Origin of the sequence: Burkholderia sp. NLJ2, from assembly GCF_049487195.1 — a bacterium.
GTDB classification, from domain to species: Bacteria; Pseudomonadota; Gammaproteobacteria; order Burkholderiales; family Burkholderiaceae; genus Burkholderia; species Burkholderia pyrrocinia.
In genome coordinates, this window is sequence record NZ_CP137808.1 from 2443502 (window position 1) to 2462457 (window position 18956).

At 67.6% G+C, this 18956-nt stretch carries 13 protein-coding genes; 3 read left to right on the top strand and 10 right to left on the bottom strand.

Annotated features, from left to right (window positions below; genetic code table 11):
• Positions 1-3: 3 nt before the first annotated feature.
• The 4 genes from R9B84_RS11240 to glnA form a co-directional block, all read right to left on the bottom strand.
• Complete coding sequence (locus tag R9B84_RS11240; RefSeq protein WP_423758011.1) at positions 4-2121, bottom strand: prolyl oligopeptidase family serine peptidase; 2118 nt, start codon at positions 2119-2121, stop codon at positions 4-6.
• Between the two features lie 89 nt (positions 2122-2210).
• Positions 2211-3728 (bottom strand): nitrogen regulation protein NR(I), encoded by a 1518-nt coding sequence (gene ntrC, locus R9B84_RS11245; RefSeq protein ID WP_423758012.1) that lies wholly within the window; start codon positions 3726-3728, stop codon positions 2211-2213.
• A 46-nt stretch (positions 3729-3774) separates the two neighbouring features.
• Positions 3775-4917 carry a nitrogen regulation protein NR(II) gene (glnL, locus tag R9B84_RS11250; protein WP_047898510.1) on the bottom strand — a complete coding sequence of 381 codons (1143 nt, stop codon included), beginning with the start codon at positions 4915-4917 and terminating at the stop codon, positions 3775-3777.
• Positions 4918-5078: 161 nt separating this feature from the next.
• Positions 5079-6494: a type I glutamate--ammonia ligase gene (gene glnA, locus R9B84_RS11255; protein ID WP_262534294.1), complete on the bottom strand. Its 1416-nt coding sequence runs from the start codon at positions 6492-6494 to the stop codon at positions 5079-5081.
• A gap of 406 nt (positions 6495-6900) precedes the next feature.
• Between glnA and R9B84_RS11260 the strand changes: the two genes are divergently transcribed.
• A complete protein-coding gene (locus R9B84_RS11260) occupies positions 6901-7365 on the top strand; it encodes a rhodanese-like domain-containing protein (RefSeq protein WP_423758013.1) in 465 nt (154 codons plus the stop codon).
• Between the two features lie 103 nt (positions 7366-7468).
• Here the strand turns inward: R9B84_RS11260 and R9B84_RS11265 are convergent, their stop codons facing one another.
• The 5 genes from R9B84_RS11265 to hrpA all read right to left on the bottom strand — a co-directional run bounded on the left by R9B84_RS11265 (position 7469) and on the right by hrpA (position 15586).
• Positions 7469-8284: a competence/damage-inducible protein A gene (locus R9B84_RS11265; protein WP_047898512.1), complete on the bottom strand. Its 816-nt coding sequence runs from the start codon at positions 8282-8284 to the stop codon at positions 7469-7471.
• A complete protein-coding gene (locus R9B84_RS11270) occupies positions 8281-9114 on the bottom strand; it encodes an EI24 domain-containing protein (RefSeq protein WP_423758014.1) in 834 nt (277 codons plus the stop codon). The genes R9B84_RS11265 and R9B84_RS11270 overlap by 4 nt, the downstream gene beginning before the upstream one ends.
• Positions 9115-9225: 111 nt before the next feature.
• Positions 9226-10200, bottom strand: coding sequence for a sterol desaturase family protein (locus R9B84_RS11275; protein WP_423758015.1), 975 nt, complete (start codon positions 10198-10200; stop codon positions 9226-9228).
• A 16-nt stretch (positions 10201-10216) separates the two neighbouring features.
• Complete coding sequence (locus tag R9B84_RS11280) at positions 10217-11206, bottom strand: beta-propeller fold lactonase family protein (protein ID WP_423758016.1); 990 nt, start codon at positions 11204-11206, stop codon at positions 10217-10219.
• Positions 11207-11386: 180 nt separating this feature from the next.
• Positions 11387-15586, bottom strand: coding sequence for an ATP-dependent RNA helicase HrpA (gene hrpA / locus R9B84_RS11285; protein ID WP_423758017.1), 4200 nt, complete (start codon positions 15584-15586; stop codon positions 11387-11389).
• A 23-nt stretch (positions 15587-15609) separates the two neighbouring features.
• On the opposite strand from hrpA, the gene argA reads away from it, so the two are divergent.
• Both argA and R9B84_RS11295 read left to right on the top strand, forming a co-directional pair.
• A complete protein-coding gene (gene argA, locus R9B84_RS11290; RefSeq protein WP_423758018.1) occupies positions 15610-16989 on the top strand; it encodes an amino-acid N-acetyltransferase in 1380 nt (459 codons plus the stop codon).
• A 50-nt stretch (positions 16990-17039) separates the two neighbouring features.
• On the top strand, positions 17040-17315 hold the full coding sequence (locus tag R9B84_RS11295) for an oxidative damage protection protein (protein WP_006478357.1): 276 nt from the start codon (positions 17040-17042) through the stop codon (positions 17313-17315).
• 139 nt (positions 17316-17454) lie between these two features.
• Here the strand turns inward: R9B84_RS11295 and R9B84_RS11300 are convergent, their stop codons facing one another.
• Positions 17455-18867: an MFS transporter gene (locus tag R9B84_RS11300; RefSeq protein WP_423758019.1), complete on the bottom strand. Its 1413-nt coding sequence runs from the start codon at positions 18865-18867 to the stop codon at positions 17455-17457.
• Between the last annotated feature and the right edge of the window lie 89 nt (positions 18868-18956).

Consider the following 18956-nt stretch of genomic DNA (forward strand, 5'->3'; position numbering starts at 1 on the left):
CGTTCAGCGCCGCGCGGGCGCCGGCCCGAGATGGGTCCACAGGAACCCGAATTCGGCCGCGTCGGATTCGGCGCGTTCCAGATCGTCGGCGCTGCCGTGGCCGCCGTCGGTATTCTCCCAGTACCACACCCGTTCGTGACCGAGTGCATGCATGCGCGCGGCCATCTTGCGCGCATGCGCGGGATGCACGCGATCGTCGCGCGTCGAGGTCGTCAACAGCAACGGCGGATACGCGACGCCTTCGCGCACGCGGTGATATGGCGAATAGGTAGCCAGCGCCGCGCCCTCGCGCGGATCGTCCGGGTCGCCGTATTCGTCGAGCCACGCGGCGCCCGCATGCAGTTTCGGATAGCGGCGCATATCGAGCAGCGGCACGCGGCACAGCACCGCGCCGAACAACTCCGGCCGCTGCGCCATGCATGCGGCAACCAGTAGCCCGCCGTTGCTGCCGCCCTCGATCCCGAGTTGCGCGGCGGTCGTCACGCCGGTCGCGACCAGATCCTCGGCCACCGCGATGAAGTCGTCGAACGAACGCTGCCGGTGTTCGCGCTGCGCGTCGACGTGCCAGCGCGGCCCGAACTCGCCGCCGCCGCGGATGTGCGCGAACGCCATGACGCCGCCGCGTTCGAGCCACCCGATGCCGAACGCGTCGCTGTAGCCCGGCAGGTTCGGTATCGCAAAGCCGCCGTAGCCCGACAGCAGACACGGCCGCGCCACGCGCGCGGCACCGTCGGGCGCATCGAGTGCGTCAAGCGCATCGCGCGGCCCGATCAGCGTGTACGGCACCACCGTGCCGTCGCGCGAGCGCGCGCTTGCACGACGCACGACGAGCCCGGCCGCATCGAACTGCACCGGCGGCCGGTCGAGCAGCACGCGGCGCGACGGCGCATCGGCCGCGCGATCGGCAAGATCGGCCAGCCAGCATTCGGGCGGATCGAGATAGGTGTCGACGTCCACGTAGACTTCGTCGTTCAGCGTCGACTCGACGGGCTCGACATCGATCTGCGCGTCACCCGGCCAGTCGAACGGCCGCGCGTCCCACGTCCACGTGCCGTCGCCGGCCTGCCGCGGCTGCCACAGCATCGTGCGGTTGTGCACGTCGTCGAGCCAGCTCGCGATCAGCATCGTGCGCGTGTTCGTCCACGTGCAGGCGGACGTCGACGGTTGCGGCGCGAACAGCGTCGTGAGTTCGCGCGCCCCGGCCAGGAACGCCTGCTCGCGGATCGCGAGCAGCGAGCCGCCCGCATGGCGCACGCCATCGCAATCCCAGTCGAGGCGCGGCTCCAGCAGTAGCCAGCCTTCCCAGAACCCGACCTCGACATGCGTCGGCACGTCGTAGCGCGCCCACTCGCCCGCGTCCGTCAGCCGGTACGCATGCGCGTCGAAGAAGTCGACGCTGCGCCACGCGACGTGGCGGTTGTCGATCGGATCGAACCCCGCGCCCGCGCTGATGTCGTCGGGTTCGCCGCGAAATACGACGGGCGCGTCGGCAAGCGGCGTGCCGCGCACCCAGCGCCGCGCTTCATACGGATAACCGGCCGCGGTCGCATGCGCTTCGCCGCGGTCCCAGCTCACGTAGACGGTATCGCGGTCGATCCAGCCGACCGTGTGATGCCCCGGCTCGTCGATCGTGAAACCGCCGTCGACGAAACGGCGTTCGACGAGATCGAACTCGCGCACGACGACCGCGTCGGCGCCGCCCGGCGACAGCGACAGCAGCGCGCGATCGCCGTCCGGATAGAGGATCGCGTCCTGCTCGAACACCCACGACTCGCCCTCCTCGACACCAAGCGCGTCGACGTCGAGCAGCGTTTCCCACGCCGGCTGGCCGGCACGCCAGTCGTCCCAGCGCGTGCGGCGCCACAGCCCCTTCGGATGGAGGTCGTCCTGCCACAGGTCGTAGGCCCAGTCGCGCCAGCGGGTCGGAATCACCGGGCGTTCGCGCGGCAGATACGCTTTGGCGAGACGCGCCGTGAGCGCGCGATACGCGTCGTCGTCGCGCAGCGCGGCGCGCGTGCGCGCATTCTGCTCGTCGACCCACGTGCGGGCGCGCTTGCTGTCGAGCGCTTCGAGGAAACGGAACGGGTCGGCCCCGGCGGGCCAGCGGAAGGAATCGGACATTGCGGATCGGCGGATTGGGAAACGACGGGCAAACCGCGATTATGTCCGATCGCGGCATGCGCGATGCCCGCGCATGCCGCAAATCGTGCTCAGGGCTCCAGATGGAGTTCCTGGATCTTGCGCGTGATCGTGTTGCGGCCGATGCCGAGCCGCTCCGCGGCCTCGACCTTGCGGCCGCGCGTGAAGTCGAGCGCCTCACGGATCACGGCTGCCTCGAAGCGGCGTGCAAGCTCGTCCATCACGTCGGCCGAGTTCTCGCGCAACAGCCGTGCGACTTCGGTGCGCAGCCCGTGCTCCCACAGCGGATAGCCGGCCGGCGCACCGCCGTTCGGCGCGGCCGCGACAGGCGCGGACGCCATCGGTGCCGCACCGATCGCCGGTTGCGCGAACGCCGCATCGCCAACGCTGCCGTGTGCATCCGCACCGTCGCCCGTCGCGACCACCGGCGCACCGGCCGGCACGAGGTCGGGCGGCAGGTCCTTGATCTCGACCGTCTGCGCGGGCGCCATCACGGTCAGCCAGTTCGCGAGGTTCTCGAGCTGCCGCACGTTGCCGGGAAACGCCAGCGACGTCAGGTACGCCAGCGCATCGTCGGACACGCGCTTCGGCTCGACGCCGAGATCGCGCGCGCTCTTCTGCAGGAAGTGGCGCGTGAGCAGCGCGATGTCCTCGCTTCGTTCGCGCAGCGGCGGCAGGCGCAGCCGGATCACGTTGAGCCGGTGGTAAAGATCCTCGCGGAACAGCCCCTGCCGCACGCGCGATTCGAGATTCTGGTGCGTCGCGGCGATCACGCGCACGTTCGCGCGCAGCGGGTTGTGCCCGCCGACCCGATAGAACTGCCCGTCCGACAGCACGCGCAGCAGGCGTGTCTGCAGGTCGAACGGCATGTCGCCGATTTCGTCGAGGAACAGCGTGCCGTTCTCGGCCTGCTCGAAGCGGCCCTGCCGTGTCGTCTGCGCGCCGGTGAACGCGCCGCGCTCATGGCCGAACAGCTCGGATTCGAGCAGGTCCTTCGGAATCGCCGCGGTGTTCAGCGCGATGAACGGCCCGTTCGCGCGCGGGCTGTGACGGTGCAGCGCACGCGCGACGAGCTCCTTGCCGGTGCCCGACTCGCCCGTGATCAGCACGGTCGCCGCCGAATGCGACAAGCGGCCGATCGCGCGGAACATGTCCTGCATCGCGGGCGCCTGGCCGAGCATCTCGGGCGCCTCGGCCACGCGCTCGTCCTGCGGCGCGCCGCCGCGCAGGCTTTCCTCGACCGCGCGACGGATCAGCTCGACCGCCTTGTCGACGTCGAACGGCTTCGCGAGATATTCGAACGCGCCGCCCTGGAACGCGGCGACAGCGCTGTCGAGATCGGAGAACGCGGTCATGATGATGACGGGCAGGCCCGGCAGCCGCTCGTGCATCGCCTGCAGCAACTCGAGGCCCGAGCCGCCCGGCATCCGGATGTCGGACACGAGCACCTGCGGCGTCTCGTGGTCGAGCGCGGCCAGCGCATCGCGCACGTTCGCGAAGCTCTTCGTCGCGAAGCTGTCCCGGGCGAGTGCCTTTTCAAGCACCCAGCGGATCGATTGGTCGTCGTCTACTATCCAGATCGGCTTCATAGGTCGGTCAGGTATGGGTGGATCCGGTGAATCGTGCTGTTACCGCTCAATGGTCGAGCGGCAGCAGAATCTGAAATTCGGTACGTCCGGGCCGGCTTTCGACCTCGATCATCCCGTCGTGCTGCTGCACGAACGTCTGCGCGAGCGTGAGGCCGAGGCCGCTGCCGTCTTCGCGCCCGGACACGAGCGGGTAGAAAATCCGGTCGCGGATCTCTTCCGGAATGCCGGGCCCGTTGTCGATCACGTGCAAGTCCAGTGCCAGCTTGTACAGGCGCTTCGCGATCGTGATCTTGCGCGCGATGCGGGTGCGCAACTCGATCTTCGCGTCGCCCTGCGCGATCCGTTCGCGCAGCGCCTGCGCGGCATTGCGCACGATGTTGAGCAGCGCCTGGATCAGTTGCTCCTTGTCGCCGCGCAGGTCCGGCACGCTCACGTCGTAGTCGCGCTCGATCGTGAGCCCCCGCGGGAATTCCGCGAGCATCACCGCGCGCACGCGTTCGCACACTTCATGAATGTTCACGTCGCCGACGATGTGCGGATGCCGGTGCGGCTCCAGCAACCGGTCGACGAGCGTCTGCAGGCGGTCGGATTCCTTGATGATCACCTGCGTGTATTCGCGCAACTCGCCGCGCTCGCGCTCGCCGAGCTCGAATTCGAGCAGCTGGGCTGCGCCGCGAATTCCGCCGAGCGGGTTCTTGATCTCGTGCGCGAGGTTGCGGATCAGTTGCTTGTTGACCGCGGTCAGGTCGTGGATGCGCTCCTCGCGATCGGTGCGCGACTGCCGCTCGTTCTCGAACAGCTCGACGAGCACGAAATCGGGCGCGGTCTCGAGGAAGCCGACGATCGCGTGCACATGCAGCGGTTCGCGGCCGGGCCGGTCGAGCACGGTATCGAGATGCGTCGCGTGAAAGCGCTCCTCGCCGATCGCGGTGATCGTCGACGCAAGCTCGTTCGCGTTCGGAAAAATCTCGCCCCACGGCCGCTGCGCGAGCTGCCGGCGCGAGATGTCGAGCATCGCCTCCGCGGACGGGTTCGCGAACGCGATCCGCAGCGTCTTGCGGTCGAGCACGATCACGACCGTCGGCAACGCTTCCAGCCCCGCAAGCAGGCCCGACCGCGCGAGCCGCTCGTCGTCCGTCAGTCGCTCGGGCTGCCCCGTTTTCGCCTTGATCAGATTCTTCAGAACCATCTGCGTGCTTGTCGCGCCTCAACGGGCCAGAAAATGAAAATCGTCGGAACAAAAAAGGGACGGCTGGACGCCGTCCCCTTTCAGACTCCGCCGTTCCCGCCGCAGCCTGCGCGACGGGAACGAACCGGCAAAACGGCGCTGAATCGAAGCACCATCGCCGATTACAGCGAGTAGTACATCTCGAACTCGATCGGGTGCGTCGTCATGCGGAACTTCGCCAGCTCCTGCTCCTTCAGCGCGAGGTACGCGTCGAGCATGCCGTCCGTGAACACGCCGCCGCGCGTCAGGAACTCGCGATCCTTGTCGAGCGCTTCGAGTGCCTGGTCGAGGCCCGCGCAGACGGTCGGGATCTTTGCATCCTCTTCCGGCGGCAGGTCGTACAGGTTCTTGTCGGCTGCTTCGCCCGGATGGATCTTGTTCTGGATCCCGTCGAGGCCGGCCATCATCAGCGCCGTGAAGCACAGGTACGGGTTCGCCATCGGATCCGGGAAGCGCGTTTCGATACGGCGGCCCTTCGGGTTCGACACGTGCGGAATGCGGATCGATGCCGAACGGTTGCGTGCCGAGTAGGCCAGCTTGACCGGTGCTTCGAAGTGCGGGACCAGACGCTTGTACGAGTTCGTCGTCGGGTTCGTGATCGCGTTCAGTGCACGGGCGTGCTTGATGATGCCGCCGATGTAGAACAGCGCCAGTTCCGACAGGCCGGCGTAGCCGTTGCCCGCGAACAGGTTCTGGCCGTCCTTCCAGATCGACTGGTGAACGTGCATGCCCGAACCGTTGTCGCCGACGACCGGCTTCGGCATGAACGTCGCCGTCTTGCCGTACGAGTGCGCGACGTTATGGATGATGTACTTCGACCATTGCGTCCAGTCGGCGCGCTGCACGAGCGTCGAGAACTTCGTGCCGATTTCGTTCTGGCCCTGGCCTGCCACTTCGTGGTGGTGCACTTCGACCGGGATGCCGAGCTGTTCGAGCAGCAGGCACATTTCCGAACGGATGTCCTGGAACGTGTCGACCGGCGCGACCGGGAAGTAGCCGCCCTTCGTGCCCGGACGGTGGCCCGTGTTGCCGCCTTCGAATTCCTTGCCGGCCGACCACGGTGCTTCTTCCGAGTTGATCTTCACGAAGCAGCCCGACATGTCCGTGTTCCACTGGACCGAGTCGAAAATGAAGAATTCCGGTTCCGGACCGAAGTAGGCCGTGTCGCCAATGCCCGTGCTCTTCAGGTACGCTTCGCCGCGCTTCGCGAGCGAACGCGGATCGCGCTCGTAGCCCTTGCCGTCGGCCGGCTCGACCACGTCGCAGGTCAGCACGAGGGTCGACTCTTCATAGAACGGGTCGACGAATGCGGCGGTCGGGTCCGGCATGAGCAGCATGTCCGACGCCTCGATGCCCTTCCAGCCCGCGATCGACGAACCGTCGAATGCATGACCGCTTTCGAACTTGTCTTCGTCAAACGCCGAAACCGGCACCGACACGTGCTGTTCCTTGCCGCGCGTATCCGTGAAGCGGAAATCGACAAACTTGACGTCCTCGTCCTTCACGAGCTGCATGACGTCGGCGACGGTTTTACTCATAACCTCTTCTCCTGATTGAACAATTCCGGCGGACTGGGAACCGCCTCGTTTATCGAGCTGATCGGGGTCTTGCTTTGGCGCAGCGCGCCCCGATTCGACCGAAACCTATAAAGCAGCTTCCGTGCCACCTATGTGCAAGACCGGCGCGAATCGCGCCGGCGCTCGCCGCGACGGGGCTGTGCTGCGCAACTCCGGGGCTCGGCGCCGCACCGGCCGCCAACCGATGGCACCGCCGTGGTGCAATCGTCGCGATGCGCCGCGCCCGCGGAATCATTCTGGTGCATTCGCACCATTCTGCACTCTTTTGGTGAACGCGTGTGCGGTGCGTGCACCGTGCTGCATGCGGCTATCCGTGCCGCGACGCCGCGCTAGAATGTTCGTTTGACCGATACGGAGACTCCCCGCCATGAGTACGCTCGACCAGCTTTACGCGAAGGCCGACGAACGCCGCGCACAAGGCGCGCTCAACTATGCCGGCGCACTGCTGCCGGTCGAGGCATTCGAACTGCTGCAGCTCGACCCGTCGGCGCGCCTCATCGACGTGCGCACCCGCGCCGAGCTCGACTGGATCGGCCGCCCGCTCGTCGGCGACGGCCAGTACCTGCACCTCGAATGGACGCGCTACCCGGGCGGCGTGCCGAACGCCGAATTCGTCGACGACCTGAAGGCGGCCATCGCGCCCGATACACCCATCCTGTTCCTGTGCCGCAGCGCCGCGCGCTCGAAGCTCGCCGCGGTCGCGTCGTCGCAGGCCGGTTTCACGAAGGCGTTCGATCTGCTCGAAGGCTTCGAGGGGGCAAAGGACGCCGAAGGCCACCGCAAGACGGTCGACGGCTGGTGCTTCCGCAAACTGCCGTGGATCGGCGCCTGACGGCGCGCGTTCCCGACCGGTTGCGACAACCCCATCGTCGAGCCGGGCGATGACATGCCAATGACGGGCCGCGTTGCGCGGCCCGTTGCTTTTGTGCGGAGGGTCAGGCGCGCGGCGTGTCCGGCTCGACGACGTCGCCGCCGAGCAGGTGCACGCCTTCGCGCAGCTTCACGAACGCGGCTGCGACCGCTTCCGGCTCGCCTTTCACGCCGAGGTCGATGTGACGGCGCGCATAGATGCCGCCGCGCTCCGCGTCGCCCACGCTCGGCAGGCTGAACACGCGCACGCCGGGGAAGTCGCGCTCGATACGCTCCATCAGCGGCGTGAGCGTCGATTCCGGCAGTTCAAACACGTACAGGGAACGCTCCGCGTGCGGCGTCGCGTGATGCAGGTGCGCGTATTTCGTATCGAGCACCCATTCGATCATCGGCCAGGCCATCACCGGGAAGCCCGGCACGAAGTGCAGATCGCCGACCGAGAAACCCGGAATCCGGTTGTAGCCATTCGGGATGATCGTCGCGCCGACCGGGAACACGCCCATGTTGAAGCGGTGCTGGTTCTCCGGCGAATCGAAGTCGACCGGCGTGGCCGGATCGCCGTGGGTTTCGCGGATCCGCTCCGAGATCAGCACCTTCGCTTCCGGATGCAGTTCGAGCGGCACGCCGAGCGCGGCGGCCGCGCACTGGCGCGTGTGGTCATCCGGCGTCGCGCCGATGCCGCCCGTCGAGAACACGATGTCGCCCGACGCGATCGCGCGTGCGAGCGTCGCCGTGATGCGCGCCGGATCGTCGCCGACGTATTCGGCCCAGTCGAGCGCGAGGCCACGCGCGCCGAGCAGCTCGATGACCTTCGCCAGATGCTTGTCCTGCCGGCGGCCCGAGAGGATTTCGTCGCCGATGATGATGATGCCGATGCTCATGCCTGCCCCATGTCGATTGCGGTGGCGCGCGCGCTCGCGCTCGCGCGCAGGTCCTCCAGCGCGCGCAGGCAATAGTGCCCGAACCACAGCGCCGAGAAGACGAGGATGAAAGCGTAAACCCAGATCATGGCCGCCGCGACGAACGGAAACAGCACCATCATCCAGACCGACGATACCCACACGAAGGTCGGCACGGTGCCGAGCAGCCCGGTCGCGACGCCGATGCCGATCAGCGGCCAGCGGTGCTGCTTCACGAGCGCGCGGCGCTCGTCGCGGCTCGCGTGCAGCGCGAGCGCGTCGTAGGTCATCACGCGGTACGTGAGCCAGCCCCAGATCACCGGCGGCAGCAGCGCGAAGAACGGCGGGATCAGCCACAGCGGGATCGTGACGACGAGCACGACGACGCCGGCCAGCGCCGCCCCCAGCGAATTGAACACGCTGCCGAAGAAGGTGCCGCCCCGCTTCGCCTCGAGCGCCGCGAACTGCCGGTTCGACAGGTGCTTGATCACGACCGGCATCGAAATCGTCGCGATCAGCAGCAGCACGGTCAGCACGATCAGCGGGATCGCGAGCGACACGACCACGAATGGCGCGACGACCGCATGCAGCTGCGACATGCCGATCGCGTCGAACGCGCGATACAGCGCGGACGTCAGCACGAAGCCGTCGAGCGCGCCGCGCGCGGCGTCGATCAGCGTCTGCCACGAGAACCACAGCAAGACGCCCCACAGGACGGCCGAGACGAGGAACGGCATCAGCGTGAGCCAGAGCATGCGCGGATGCAATGCGCTCGCCAATGCCCGGACGAAGGAGCGCAGCAAGTCGTTCATGCGAGCCTGTATGGACGGAGAAAAACGGGGAAAGGATAAACCACGCGGCCCGCATGTGCCAAAGCGCATGCGGGCCGCGTGGGAGAGCCGTTCAACGGGAGTGTGGCCGGGTCAGGCCGACGCCGCGCCGCGCTTCGCGGGGAACAGGCGCCGGAAGATCCGCACGAACGCGAGGCCGTGCTGCGCCCAGAAGCCTTCGCCGTAGGACACGCCCTCGACCTGCTCGCGGATGCCGGTCGGCTCGACCGTGCGGTTCCACGACGCGGTGCCGAACATCATGTCCCACCACGGGAACAGCACGCCGAAGTTGCAGCCGTACTTGGTGCCTTCGTGGCCGTAGCCGACCGCATGGTGGCGCCGGTGGAAGATCGGGCTCACGAGCAGGCGCTCGCCGAGCCAGCCGAACGACAGCCGTGCATTCGTGTGCTGAATGCTCTGCATGAAGTTCGTGAACGCGGTCAGCACGACGAACTGCGACGGCGTCACGCCGATCACAAGCGCGATCGACGCGAAAAAGCACGACTGCAGCACGTCGTCGAGCAGGTGGTTGCGGTCGTCGCACCACAGCGACATCTGCCGCTGGCTGTGATGCACGGCGTGCAGCTCCCACCAGATGCCGAACTTGTGCTGCCAGCGGTGATACCAGTAGCCGGCGAAATCGAGCACGACGAGATAGATCGCGAACGCGACGATCGGCCGCGAGGTCACGCCCGGCCACAGATAGTCGAGGTTGACGTTCGCGACGCCGTGCAGGCGCAGCCATGCCTGGAAACTGTCGAACACCGGCTGCAGCGCGAAGAAGAAGAACAGCGTGTAGATGCCGAGCTTCGAGATCGCCGTGTAGATCACGTCGACCCGCACCGCGCGGCGGTTCTTCCAGCGCTCGACCGGCAGCAGCGCCTCGAGCGGGCGCAGCAGTGCGAACATCAGCACCATCTGCAGCGCGCCGATGATCACCCAGTACAGCGCGTCGTAGGTGTCCTCGTCATAGTCCATCAGGTTGAACTTGAAGAGGAGCGGCTGCACGACATCGACGTACAGCCAGGTCTGGATGTCCGACACGAACGCATCGATCAGGTGCAGCATCGTTCGCCTCCGCCCGTCACGCGCCGTTCGCCGCCTTCCACGGCGCGCGGTCGTAGAAGTAGATCCCGTGCGGCGAACGGCCGACGGCGATCGTCTGCACCAGCTTGCGCGACGCGAGGTCGATGATCCCGACCTTCTTCGCGAAGCGGAACGTGACCCACAACGTCTTCTTGTCGGCGGACAGCTCCATGTCGTCGGGGCCCGGCAGCAAACCGGTGATGTCGCCGACGTTGGTGAGCGTGTTCTCGTCGATGATGCTGATCGTGTTCGCGACCCGATTCGTGATCGCGACGTGCGTGCCGTCGGCGAGCGAGCGGAAGTTGTGCGCGCCGTTGCCCGTGTGGATCTGCTTGACGACCTTCTGGTTGCGCCAGTCGACCACCGCGACGTAATCCGCGCCGGTCATCCCGACGAGCAGGTACTTGTCGTCCGGCGTGAGCCACAGGCCCGCCGGCACCTTGCCGACCGGCATCTTCCACTTGACCGTCTGGGTAGCGAGATCGACCGCCGCGATCTCGCCGGACACCTGCAGCGACACGAGCACCGTCTTGCTGTCCTTCGTAAACGCGAGGTGGCTCGGCATCACCGCGAGCGGCAGGCGCTTCGCGATCTTCACGTCACGGCCGTCGTAGCTGTAGATGTCGAGGCGATCGAGGCGCAGCCCGGTCGACACGAACCACTTGTGATCGGGCGAGAAGCCGAGCTGGTACGGATCCTCGATGCCTTCGACCGTGCGCTGCAGCTTGCCCGTCTTCGGATCGACGAACATCAGGCTGTTCGAGACCGAATTCGCGACGATCAGCGACGAATTGTCGGGCGTCGCCATCAGGTGGTGCGGCTCCTTGCCGGTCGGCATCGTGCCGACGACTTCGCGGGTCTGCTGGTCGATCAGGGAAAGCGTCGCTTCGGCCGAATTGAGGACGATCACGTTATTCGCGTGTGCGGCGGGCGCCAGCACGGCGGCGGCCAGCGCGAGCGTGCGGCCGAGGGAAAGGAAAGTGCGCATGAAGACTCACGTCGTGGAACAACCGTCATTGTAAAACGCTCAACCGGCCCCGCCGGTTGACGTCAACCGCCGTTGCGCCACTTCGACGCACGCCGCAACGCCCGGACAGGCCGGCGCGGCATGCGCCGTGCGGCCGGCCGGGGCCGGCCGCCGGTGCTGGCCCGGAAAACCGATGTTGCGCTAGCGTTGCATCGACTCCCAGACCTTGTGCAGACGCTTGACAGAGACCGGCATCGGCGTGCGCAGTTCCTGCGCGAACAGCGAAATTCGCAGTTCCTCGAGCAGCCAGCGGAATTCCGCGAGCCGTGGATCGGCGACGCCGCCGCGCTGCGACACCGCGCGCTGGTACTGCTGGGCGAGCGGCAACAGGTCGGCGGACTGCTTCGCGTCGCGCGCCGGATCGGCCTTCAGCTTGTCGATCCGCAGCGCGATGCCCTTCAGGTAGCGCGGGAAGTGCGCAAGCTGACCGTAAGGCGTATCGATCACGAAGCGCTTGCCGACCAGCGCGGCGAGCTGCTGCTGCAGATCCGCATGCGCCTGCGCAAACGGCTTGGCCTGCGCGAGTTTCTTCACGAGCCCCGCGTATTCGGCGAGGATCTGCCCGACGAGCCGCGCGATTTCCTGCGCGAGCAGGTTCAGACGGCTGCGACCCTCGTCGCGCCGCGCGTGGAAGCTCGCGTCGTCGTCGGGCAGCGGATCCTGCAGGCACGCGCGGTCGAGCGCCGTGTCGATCAACTGGTCGCGCAACTCGTCCTGCGTGCCGAGCGACATGTACTGCATCGCCATCTCGCGCAGGCCCGGCAGGTTCTTTTCGAGGAACTTGATCGGCTCCTTCAGCTGCAGCGCGAACAGCCGCCGCAAGCCGGCCCGGTGGATGCGCGCGGCCTCCTCCGGCGAATCGAACACCTCGACGTCGCAATGCGTGCCGCGATCGACGAGCGCCGGGTAGCCGTACAGCGTCTGGCCGCGCCGGCGGATCTCCAGCAGCTCGGGAAGCTTGCCGAAATTCCACGTCGTCAGGTTCTCGTACAGCGCCGTCACGCCGGGTTCCGCCGGAGCGGCCGTCTGCGGCGCCGCGCCCTTGCCGGCGTTCGCGCTGCGCCCGGCGGCACCAGCCGTGGCGACAGGCGCCGGCGCCGTGCCGACTGCCGGCCCGGCATCGGCCTCGCCGCCGGCCGAGATCGTCGACGCCGCGGCGATCTTCTGGAACTGCTGCTGCGCCTGCGCGCCGAGCTCCTGGCGAAGCTGCGCGAGATTGCGCCCCATCGCGAGCTGGCGGCCATGCTCGTCGATCACCTTGAAGTTCATGAACAGGTGCGCGGGCAGCGTCTCGAGCTTGAAGTCGGCGGTCTTCATCGCGACCTGCGTCTCGCCGCGCACGTCGGCGATCAACGCCTCGACGAGCCCGCCCGCGCCGAAGCGCTCGCGGCCCATCCGCTCGACGAAGCCGGCCGCGTACTCGGGCAACGGCACGCAGTGCCGGCGCAGCTTCTGCGGCAGCGACTTCAGCAGCAACTGCACCTTTTCCTTCAGCATCCCCGGCACGAGCCACTCGCAGCGGCGCGCGTCGACCTGGTTCAGCGCGTACAGCGGCACCGCGAGCGTCACGCCGTCGCGCGGCGTGCCGGGTTCGAAGTGGTACGTGAGCGCCATCTCGACGCCGGCCATCGTCGCGCGCTTCGGGAACAGCTCGGTCGTCACGCCGGCCGCCTCGTGGCGCATCAGGTCGTCGCGCGACAGGTACAGCAGCCGCTGCTTGTCCTCGGGCTGGCCGCCCTGCTTCACTGCGTCGCGATACCAGCGCTCGAACGCGACGCCCGTATGGATCCCTTCCGGAATCGCCTGGTCGTAGAACGCGTAAATCAGCTCGTCGTCGACCAGCACGTCCTGCCGGCGCGACTTGTGCTCGAGCTGCTCGATGTCGGCGAGCAGCTTGCGGTTGTGCGCGAAGAACGCGAGCCTCGTGTCGAACTCGCCTTCGACCAGCGCGCCGCGGATGAACAGCTCGCGCGCGCGCGCCGGATCCTGCTTGCCGAATGCGACGCGCCGGCGGTGATAGATCGGCAGCCCGTACAGCGTCGCGCGCTCGTACGCGCTGACCTGCGCCGGGCGCTTTTCCCAGTGCGGCTCCGACAGCGATTTCTTCAGCAGGTGCGCGCCGATCTTCTCGACCCATTCGGGCTCGATTTTCGCGAGGCAGCGCGCGTACAACCGGCTCGTCTCGACGAGCTCGGCCGCCATCACCCAGCGGCCGGCCTTCTTCGCGAGCACGGAGCCCGGCCACAGGTAGAACTTGATCCCGCGCGCGCCGAGGTAGTGCGGATCGTCGTCGGCCTTCAGGCCCAGGTTGCCGAGCAGGCCCGTCAACAGGGCCAGATGGACCTGTTCATAAGTCGCCTCGACTTCGTTGAGCCGCCAGCCGTGCTCGCGCACGACGGTCAGCAACTGCGAATGGACGTCGCGCCACTCGCGCAGCCGCAGGTGCGACAGGAAGTTCTGCCGGCACGCGTCGACGAGCTGGCGATTCGACTTCTTGTGCGCGACGGCCTCTTCGAACCACGCCCAGATCTTCAGCCACTGCAGGAATTCGGAACGCTCGTCGGCGAACCGGCGGTGCGCCTGGTCGGCCTGCTCCTGCGCTTCGATCGGCCGGTCGCGCGGGTCCTGCACGGACAGCGCGCTCGCGATGATCAGCACCTCGCGCAGCGACTGCTGGTCGCGCGCGGCGAGAATCATCCGTCCCACGCGCGGGTCGAGCGGCAGCCGCGCGAGTTCGCGGCCGAGCGGCGTCAGCGCGTTGTCGTCGTCGACCGCGCCGAGTTCGTTGAGCAACTGGTAGCCGTCCGCGATCGCGCGGCCGGGCGGCGGTTCGAGGAACGGGAACGATTCGATCGCCGTCAGGTGCAGCGACTTCATCCGCAGGATCACCGACGCGAGCGACGAGCGCAGGATTTCCGGATCGGTGAAGCGCGCGCGCGCCTGGTAGTCGCTTTCCTCGTACAAACGGATGCAGACGCCGTCGGCCACGCGGCCGCAGCGGCCCGCGCGCTGGTTCGCGGCGGCCTGCGAGATCGACTCGACCTGCAGTTGCTCGACCTTGTTCCGGTACGAATAGCGTTTCACGCGCGCGAGACCGGTGTCGACGACGTAGCGGATGCCCGGCACCGTCAGCGACGTCTCGGCCACGTTGGTCGCGAGCACGATCCGGCGCGCGTTCGACGCCTTGAACACCTTGTCCTGGTCGGCCGCCGAGAGCCGCGCGAACAGCGGCAGGATCTCGGTGTGCGGCGGATGATGCTTGCGTAGCGCCTCGGCCGCCTCGCGGATCTCGCGCTCGCCGGGCAGGAACACCAGCACGTCGCCGGGGCCTTCGCGGCACAGCTCGTCGACCGCGTCGACGATCGCGTCCATCAGGTCGCGCTCGGCTTCGCGCGCGGTCTTCACGCGGTCGCGTCCGGCCGTGCCTTCGGCATGTTTCACGGCCGGGCGATCCTCGGCCACCGGGCGGTAGCGCATCTCGACCGGATACAGCCGCCCGCTCACCTCGATCACGGGCGCCGGGCGCTCGTCGGTGCCGAAATGGCGCGCGAAACGGTCGGCGTCGATCGTCGCGGACGTGACGATCAGCTTCAGGTCCGGCCGCCTCGGCAGGATTTCCTTCAGGTAGCCGAGCAGGAAGTCGATGTTCAGGCTGCGCTCGTGCGCCTCGTCGATGATCAGCGTGTCATACGCCTTCAGCAGCGGGTCGGTCTGCGTCTCGGCGAGCAGGATGCCGTCCGTCATCAGCTTCACGGACGCGCCCGGCGCGAGGTTGTCGGTAAAGCGCACCTTGTAGCCGACCACCTCGCCGAACGGCGTGCCGAGCTCCTCGGCGATCCGGCGGCCGGTCGACGACGCGGCCAGCCGGCGCGGCTGCGTATGGCCGATCAGGCCCGTGCCGCCGGCGCCGAGGCCGCGGCCGAGATCGAGACAAATCTTCGGCAACTGGGTGGTCTTGCCCGAGCCGGTTTCGCCGCAGACGATGACAACCTGATGACCGGCGATCGCGCGCGCGATGTCGTCGCGCTTGCCCGACACCGGCAGGCTTTCGGGGTACGTGATCGGCGGAACGGGATTCGGCGCGACGGCAGCGCGCGGCGGACGCTCGCGGCGCGGGGGGCGTGCATCGGGCGCATTCGTCGTGGCCGGCTGGCGCGCATCGCCGCGGCGTTCGTCGCCGCGCGGCCCGCGCGGCACGAGTGGCGCCTGGCCCGCCTGCTTTTCGTGCTGCTGGCGCGGCGGCTGGCCCTGCTGCTCGCGCGCATCGGCCGCACCATCCGGGTGCCGGGCCGACGGCGCTTTGGCCCGCGTCGGCGCGGGACTTTTAGGTACATTCGACATGGGGGCGCATTATAATCCCGCCCATGAATTCCCAAACCGACCTCCCTCCCGCCCAGACCGGTGCCGCGACGCCGCCGGCCGCCGACGATTCGGCCGCCAGCCACGCGCAGTTCGTCGACTGGATGCGCTCCGTCGCGCCCTATATCCACAAGTTCCGCAACAGCACGTTCGTCGTGGGGTTCGGCGGCGAGGTGGTGCAGCAGGGGTTGCTGAACGCGCTCGTGTCCGACATCGCGCTGCTGCAGGCGATGGGCATCCAGATCGTGCTCGTGCACGGCTCGCGCCCGCAGGTCGAGGAGCAGCTGAGCCTGCATGGTGTCGAATCCGAGTTTTCGCACGGCCTGCGCATCACCGATGCGCGCGCGCTCGAATCCGCGAAGGAAGCGGCCGGCGAAGTGCGTCTCGACATCGAGGCCGCGATCAGCCAGGGGTTGCCGAACTCGCCGATGGCGCACGCGCACATCAGCGTCGTGTCGGGTAACTTCGTGACCGCGCGGCCGGTAGGGATTCTCGACGGGGTCGATTTCGCGCATACGGGCATCGTGCGCAAGATCGACGCCGAATCGATCCGCCATTCGCTCGCGAGCCGCAAGCTCGTGCTGCTGTCGCCGCTCGGTTTCTCGCCGACCGGCGAAGCGTTCAACCTGTCGATGGAAGACGTCGCGTCGGCTGCCGCGATCGCGCTGCGCGCCGACAAGATCGTGTTCCTGACCGACGGCCCCGGCATCGTCGACGACGAAGGCGAGCTGATCCGCGAAATGTCGCTCGATTCGGCTGCGGACCTGCTCGATTCCGGTGACCTGCAAGGCGACGACGCGTTCTTCCTGAAGCATGCGATCCGCGCTTGCCGTGGCGGCGTGACCCGTGCGCACCTGATTCCGCAATCGCTCGACGGCAGCATGCTGCTGGAACTGTTCCTGCACGACGGCGTCGGCACGATGATCTCGTACGAGAACCTCGAGAGCCTGCGCGAAGCGACGCCGGACGACGTCGGCGGCATCCTGTCGCTGATCGAGCCGCTCGAGACGGACGGCACGCTGGTGCGGCGCGGCCGCCACCAGATCGAACGCGACATCGACCACTTCTCGGTGATCGAGCACGATGGCGTGCTGTTCGGCTGCGCGGCGCTCTATCCGTATCCGCTGGAGAAGATCGGCGAAATGGCGTGCCTGACCGTCGCGCCCGAAGCGCAGGGCTCGGGCGACGGCGAACGCCTGCTCAAGCGCATCGAGCAGCGCGCCCGCGCGCGCGGCCTCACGCACATCTTCGTGCTCACGACGCGCACCGAGCACTGGTTCCTCAAGCGCGGCTTCGTCAAGGTCAGCGTCGACGACCTGCCGGAAGACCGCCGCAAACTCTATAACTGGCAGCGCAAGTCGCTCGTGCTGATGAAGCAGCTCTGAGCGCAGGCACGACTGCCCTCCCCCCAGTCCGATTACAGGAGAAGTACACGATGGCCCGTATGATTCAATGCGCGAAGCTCGGCAAGGAAGCCGAAGGTCTCGATTTCCCGCCGCTGCCGGGCGAACTCGGCAAGCGCATCTATGAAAGCGTCTCGAAGGAAGCATGGCAGGGCTGGCTCAAGCAGCAGACGATGCTGATCAACGAAAACCGCCTGAACATGGCCGACCCGCGTGCACGCCAGTACCTGATGAAGCAGACCGAGAAGTACTTCTTCGGCGACGGCGCGGACCAGGCGTCCGGCTACGTGCCGCCGACGGAAGGCTGATGACGTGATGCGCGCGGCCGGCAGCCTGCCTGCCGCGCGCTCCGGAGAAAACGGCACCGTGTATCGCACGGTGCCGTTTTCCTTTTGGGGAGGTGCAATCGATGCGATCGGGCCTCCCCGGCTGCGGCACTCGCGCAGTTCAACCCGCCGGTTTCAGCGCGCCACCATCGCCCGGCTGCTCCGCCTCGCGACCCGCGTTTTCGGCGCTACCGCCTTCGGTGCCCCATTCCGCAGCGTCGCTGCGCTCGGCGGTCGACAGTTCGTCCGCGCGATACCCGGTGCGGTTCAGCAGCGCCAGCATGCAGACGAGCGACACGAGCGCGTAAAGCCCCGATGCGACCGCGACACCGACGATGCTGCCCGTCGAATTGAGGATCGCCTGCGCGAGCACGGGCGTGCCGCCGCCGACGACGAGCGCGCTCAGTTGATACGCGAGCGACAGGCCCGTGTAGCGGATGTTGGCCGGAAACACGCGTGCGAGCACGCCGCCGACCGCGCCGTAGAACATCGCGGACGGAATCGTCGAGACGCACATGCCCGCGACGGCCACCCAGTACGAACGCGTCGCGAGCGCATGGAACATCACGGGCATCAGCACGATTTCCGGAATCAGGATCCAGCACATCGCGCGACGCATGTCGACCTTCGACACGAACCACGCACCGACCGGCTGCATCAGGAACTGCACGACGAGCGAAATCGACAGGATGCCGAGGAACGTGCCCTGCGCGTAGCCGAGCTCCTTCGTCGCCCACGACAGCGCGAACGTGCTGCGGAAATAGGTGACGTTGATCACCGGCAGCGTGCCTGCCGCGAGCAGCACGACCACCCAGTGATCGCGCACGACGTCGCGCAGCGGCAGCTTCACCGTGCGCTTGCGCGCGAGCACGCGCTGCATGTCGACCGATTCCTCGAGCTTCAGCCGGATCACCATGCCGATGATCACGAGCACGGCCGACAGCAGGAACGGAATGCGCCAGCCCCACATCAGGAACGACGGCGTCGGCAATGCGCTCAGCGCGAAGAACGCGGCCGTCGCGAGCAGGTTGCCGGTGGGCGAGCCCTGCTGCGCGAACGCCGCATACAGGATGCTGCGGTGCTTCGGCGCATTCTCGCTCGCGATCAGCACCGCGCCGCCCCACTCGCCGCCGACCGCGATGCCCTGCAGCACGCGCAGCACGACGAGGCCGGCCGGTGCCCATACGCCGATCTGCGCATAACCGGGCAGCAGGCCGATGCCGGTCGTCGCGAGGCCCATCATCACCAGCGTGATCACGAGCGCGGTCTTGCGGCCGACGCGATCGCCGAGATGCCCGAACACGATCCCGCCGAGCGGTCGCGCGGCGAAGCCGGCCCAGAACGTGACGAACGCGAGCAGCGTCGCGACGCCGGGGTCCATCGTGCTCGAAAAGAACACCTTGCCGAACACGAGCGCCGCGGCCGTGCCGTAGATGTAGAAGTCGTACCACTCGATCGTGGTGCCGACGAACGCCGCGAAGGCGGCGCGGCCAGGCCGCGGGTGCGCGGCGGGCGGGAATTGCGGACGGCTCATCGATGTCTCCAGGTTTGTGTTCCGGGGCGCGACTGCCGCGCGCCTTTCCCGGATGGCCGGCATAACGCCGCCGGCCGGCGGCGTTATGC

Coding starts and splice junctions, on each gene's coding strand:
- R9B84_RS11240 (WP_423758011.1), bottom strand. CDS start 2,121: ATGTCCGATTCCTTCCGCTGGCCCGCCGGGGCCGACCCGTTCCGTTTC.
- ntrC (WP_423758012.1), bottom strand. CDS start 3,728: ATGAAGCCGATCTGGATAGTAGACGACGACCAATCGATCCGCTGGGTG.
- glnL (WP_047898510.1), bottom strand. CDS start 4,917: ATGGTTCTGAAGAATCTGATCAAGGCGAAAACGGGGCAGCCCGAGCGA.
- glnA (WP_262534294.1), bottom strand. CDS start 6,494: ATGAGTAAAACCGTCGCCGACGTCATGCAGCTCGTGAAGGACGAGGAC.
- R9B84_RS11260 (WP_423758013.1), top strand. CDS start 6,901: ATGAGTACGCTCGACCAGCTTTACGCGAAGGCCGACGAACGCCGCGCA.
- R9B84_RS11265 (WP_047898512.1), bottom strand. CDS start 8,284: ATGAGCATCGGCATCATCATCATCGGCGACGAAATCCTCTCGGGCCGC.
- R9B84_RS11270 (WP_423758014.1), bottom strand. CDS start 9,114: ATGAACGACTTGCTGCGCTCCTTCGTCCGGGCATTGGCGAGCGCATTG.
- R9B84_RS11275 (WP_423758015.1), bottom strand. CDS start 10,200: ATGCTGCACCTGATCGATGCGTTCGTGTCGGACATCCAGACCTGGCTG.
- R9B84_RS11280 (WP_423758016.1), bottom strand. CDS start 11,206: ATGCGCACTTTCCTTTCCCTCGGCCGCACGCTCGCGCTGGCCGCCGCC.
- hrpA (WP_423758017.1), bottom strand. CDS start 15,586: ATGTCGAATGTACCTAAAAGTCCCGCGCCGACGCGGGCCAAAGCGCCG.
- argA (WP_423758018.1), top strand. CDS start 15,610: ATGAATTCCCAAACCGACCTCCCTCCCGCCCAGACCGGTGCCGCGACG.
- R9B84_RS11295 (WP_006478357.1), top strand. CDS start 17,040: ATGGCCCGTATGATTCAATGCGCGAAGCTCGGCAAGGAAGCCGAAGGT.
- R9B84_RS11300 (WP_423758019.1), bottom strand. CDS start 18,867: ATGAGCCGTCCGCAATTCCCGCCCGCCGCGCACCCGCGGCCTGGCCGC.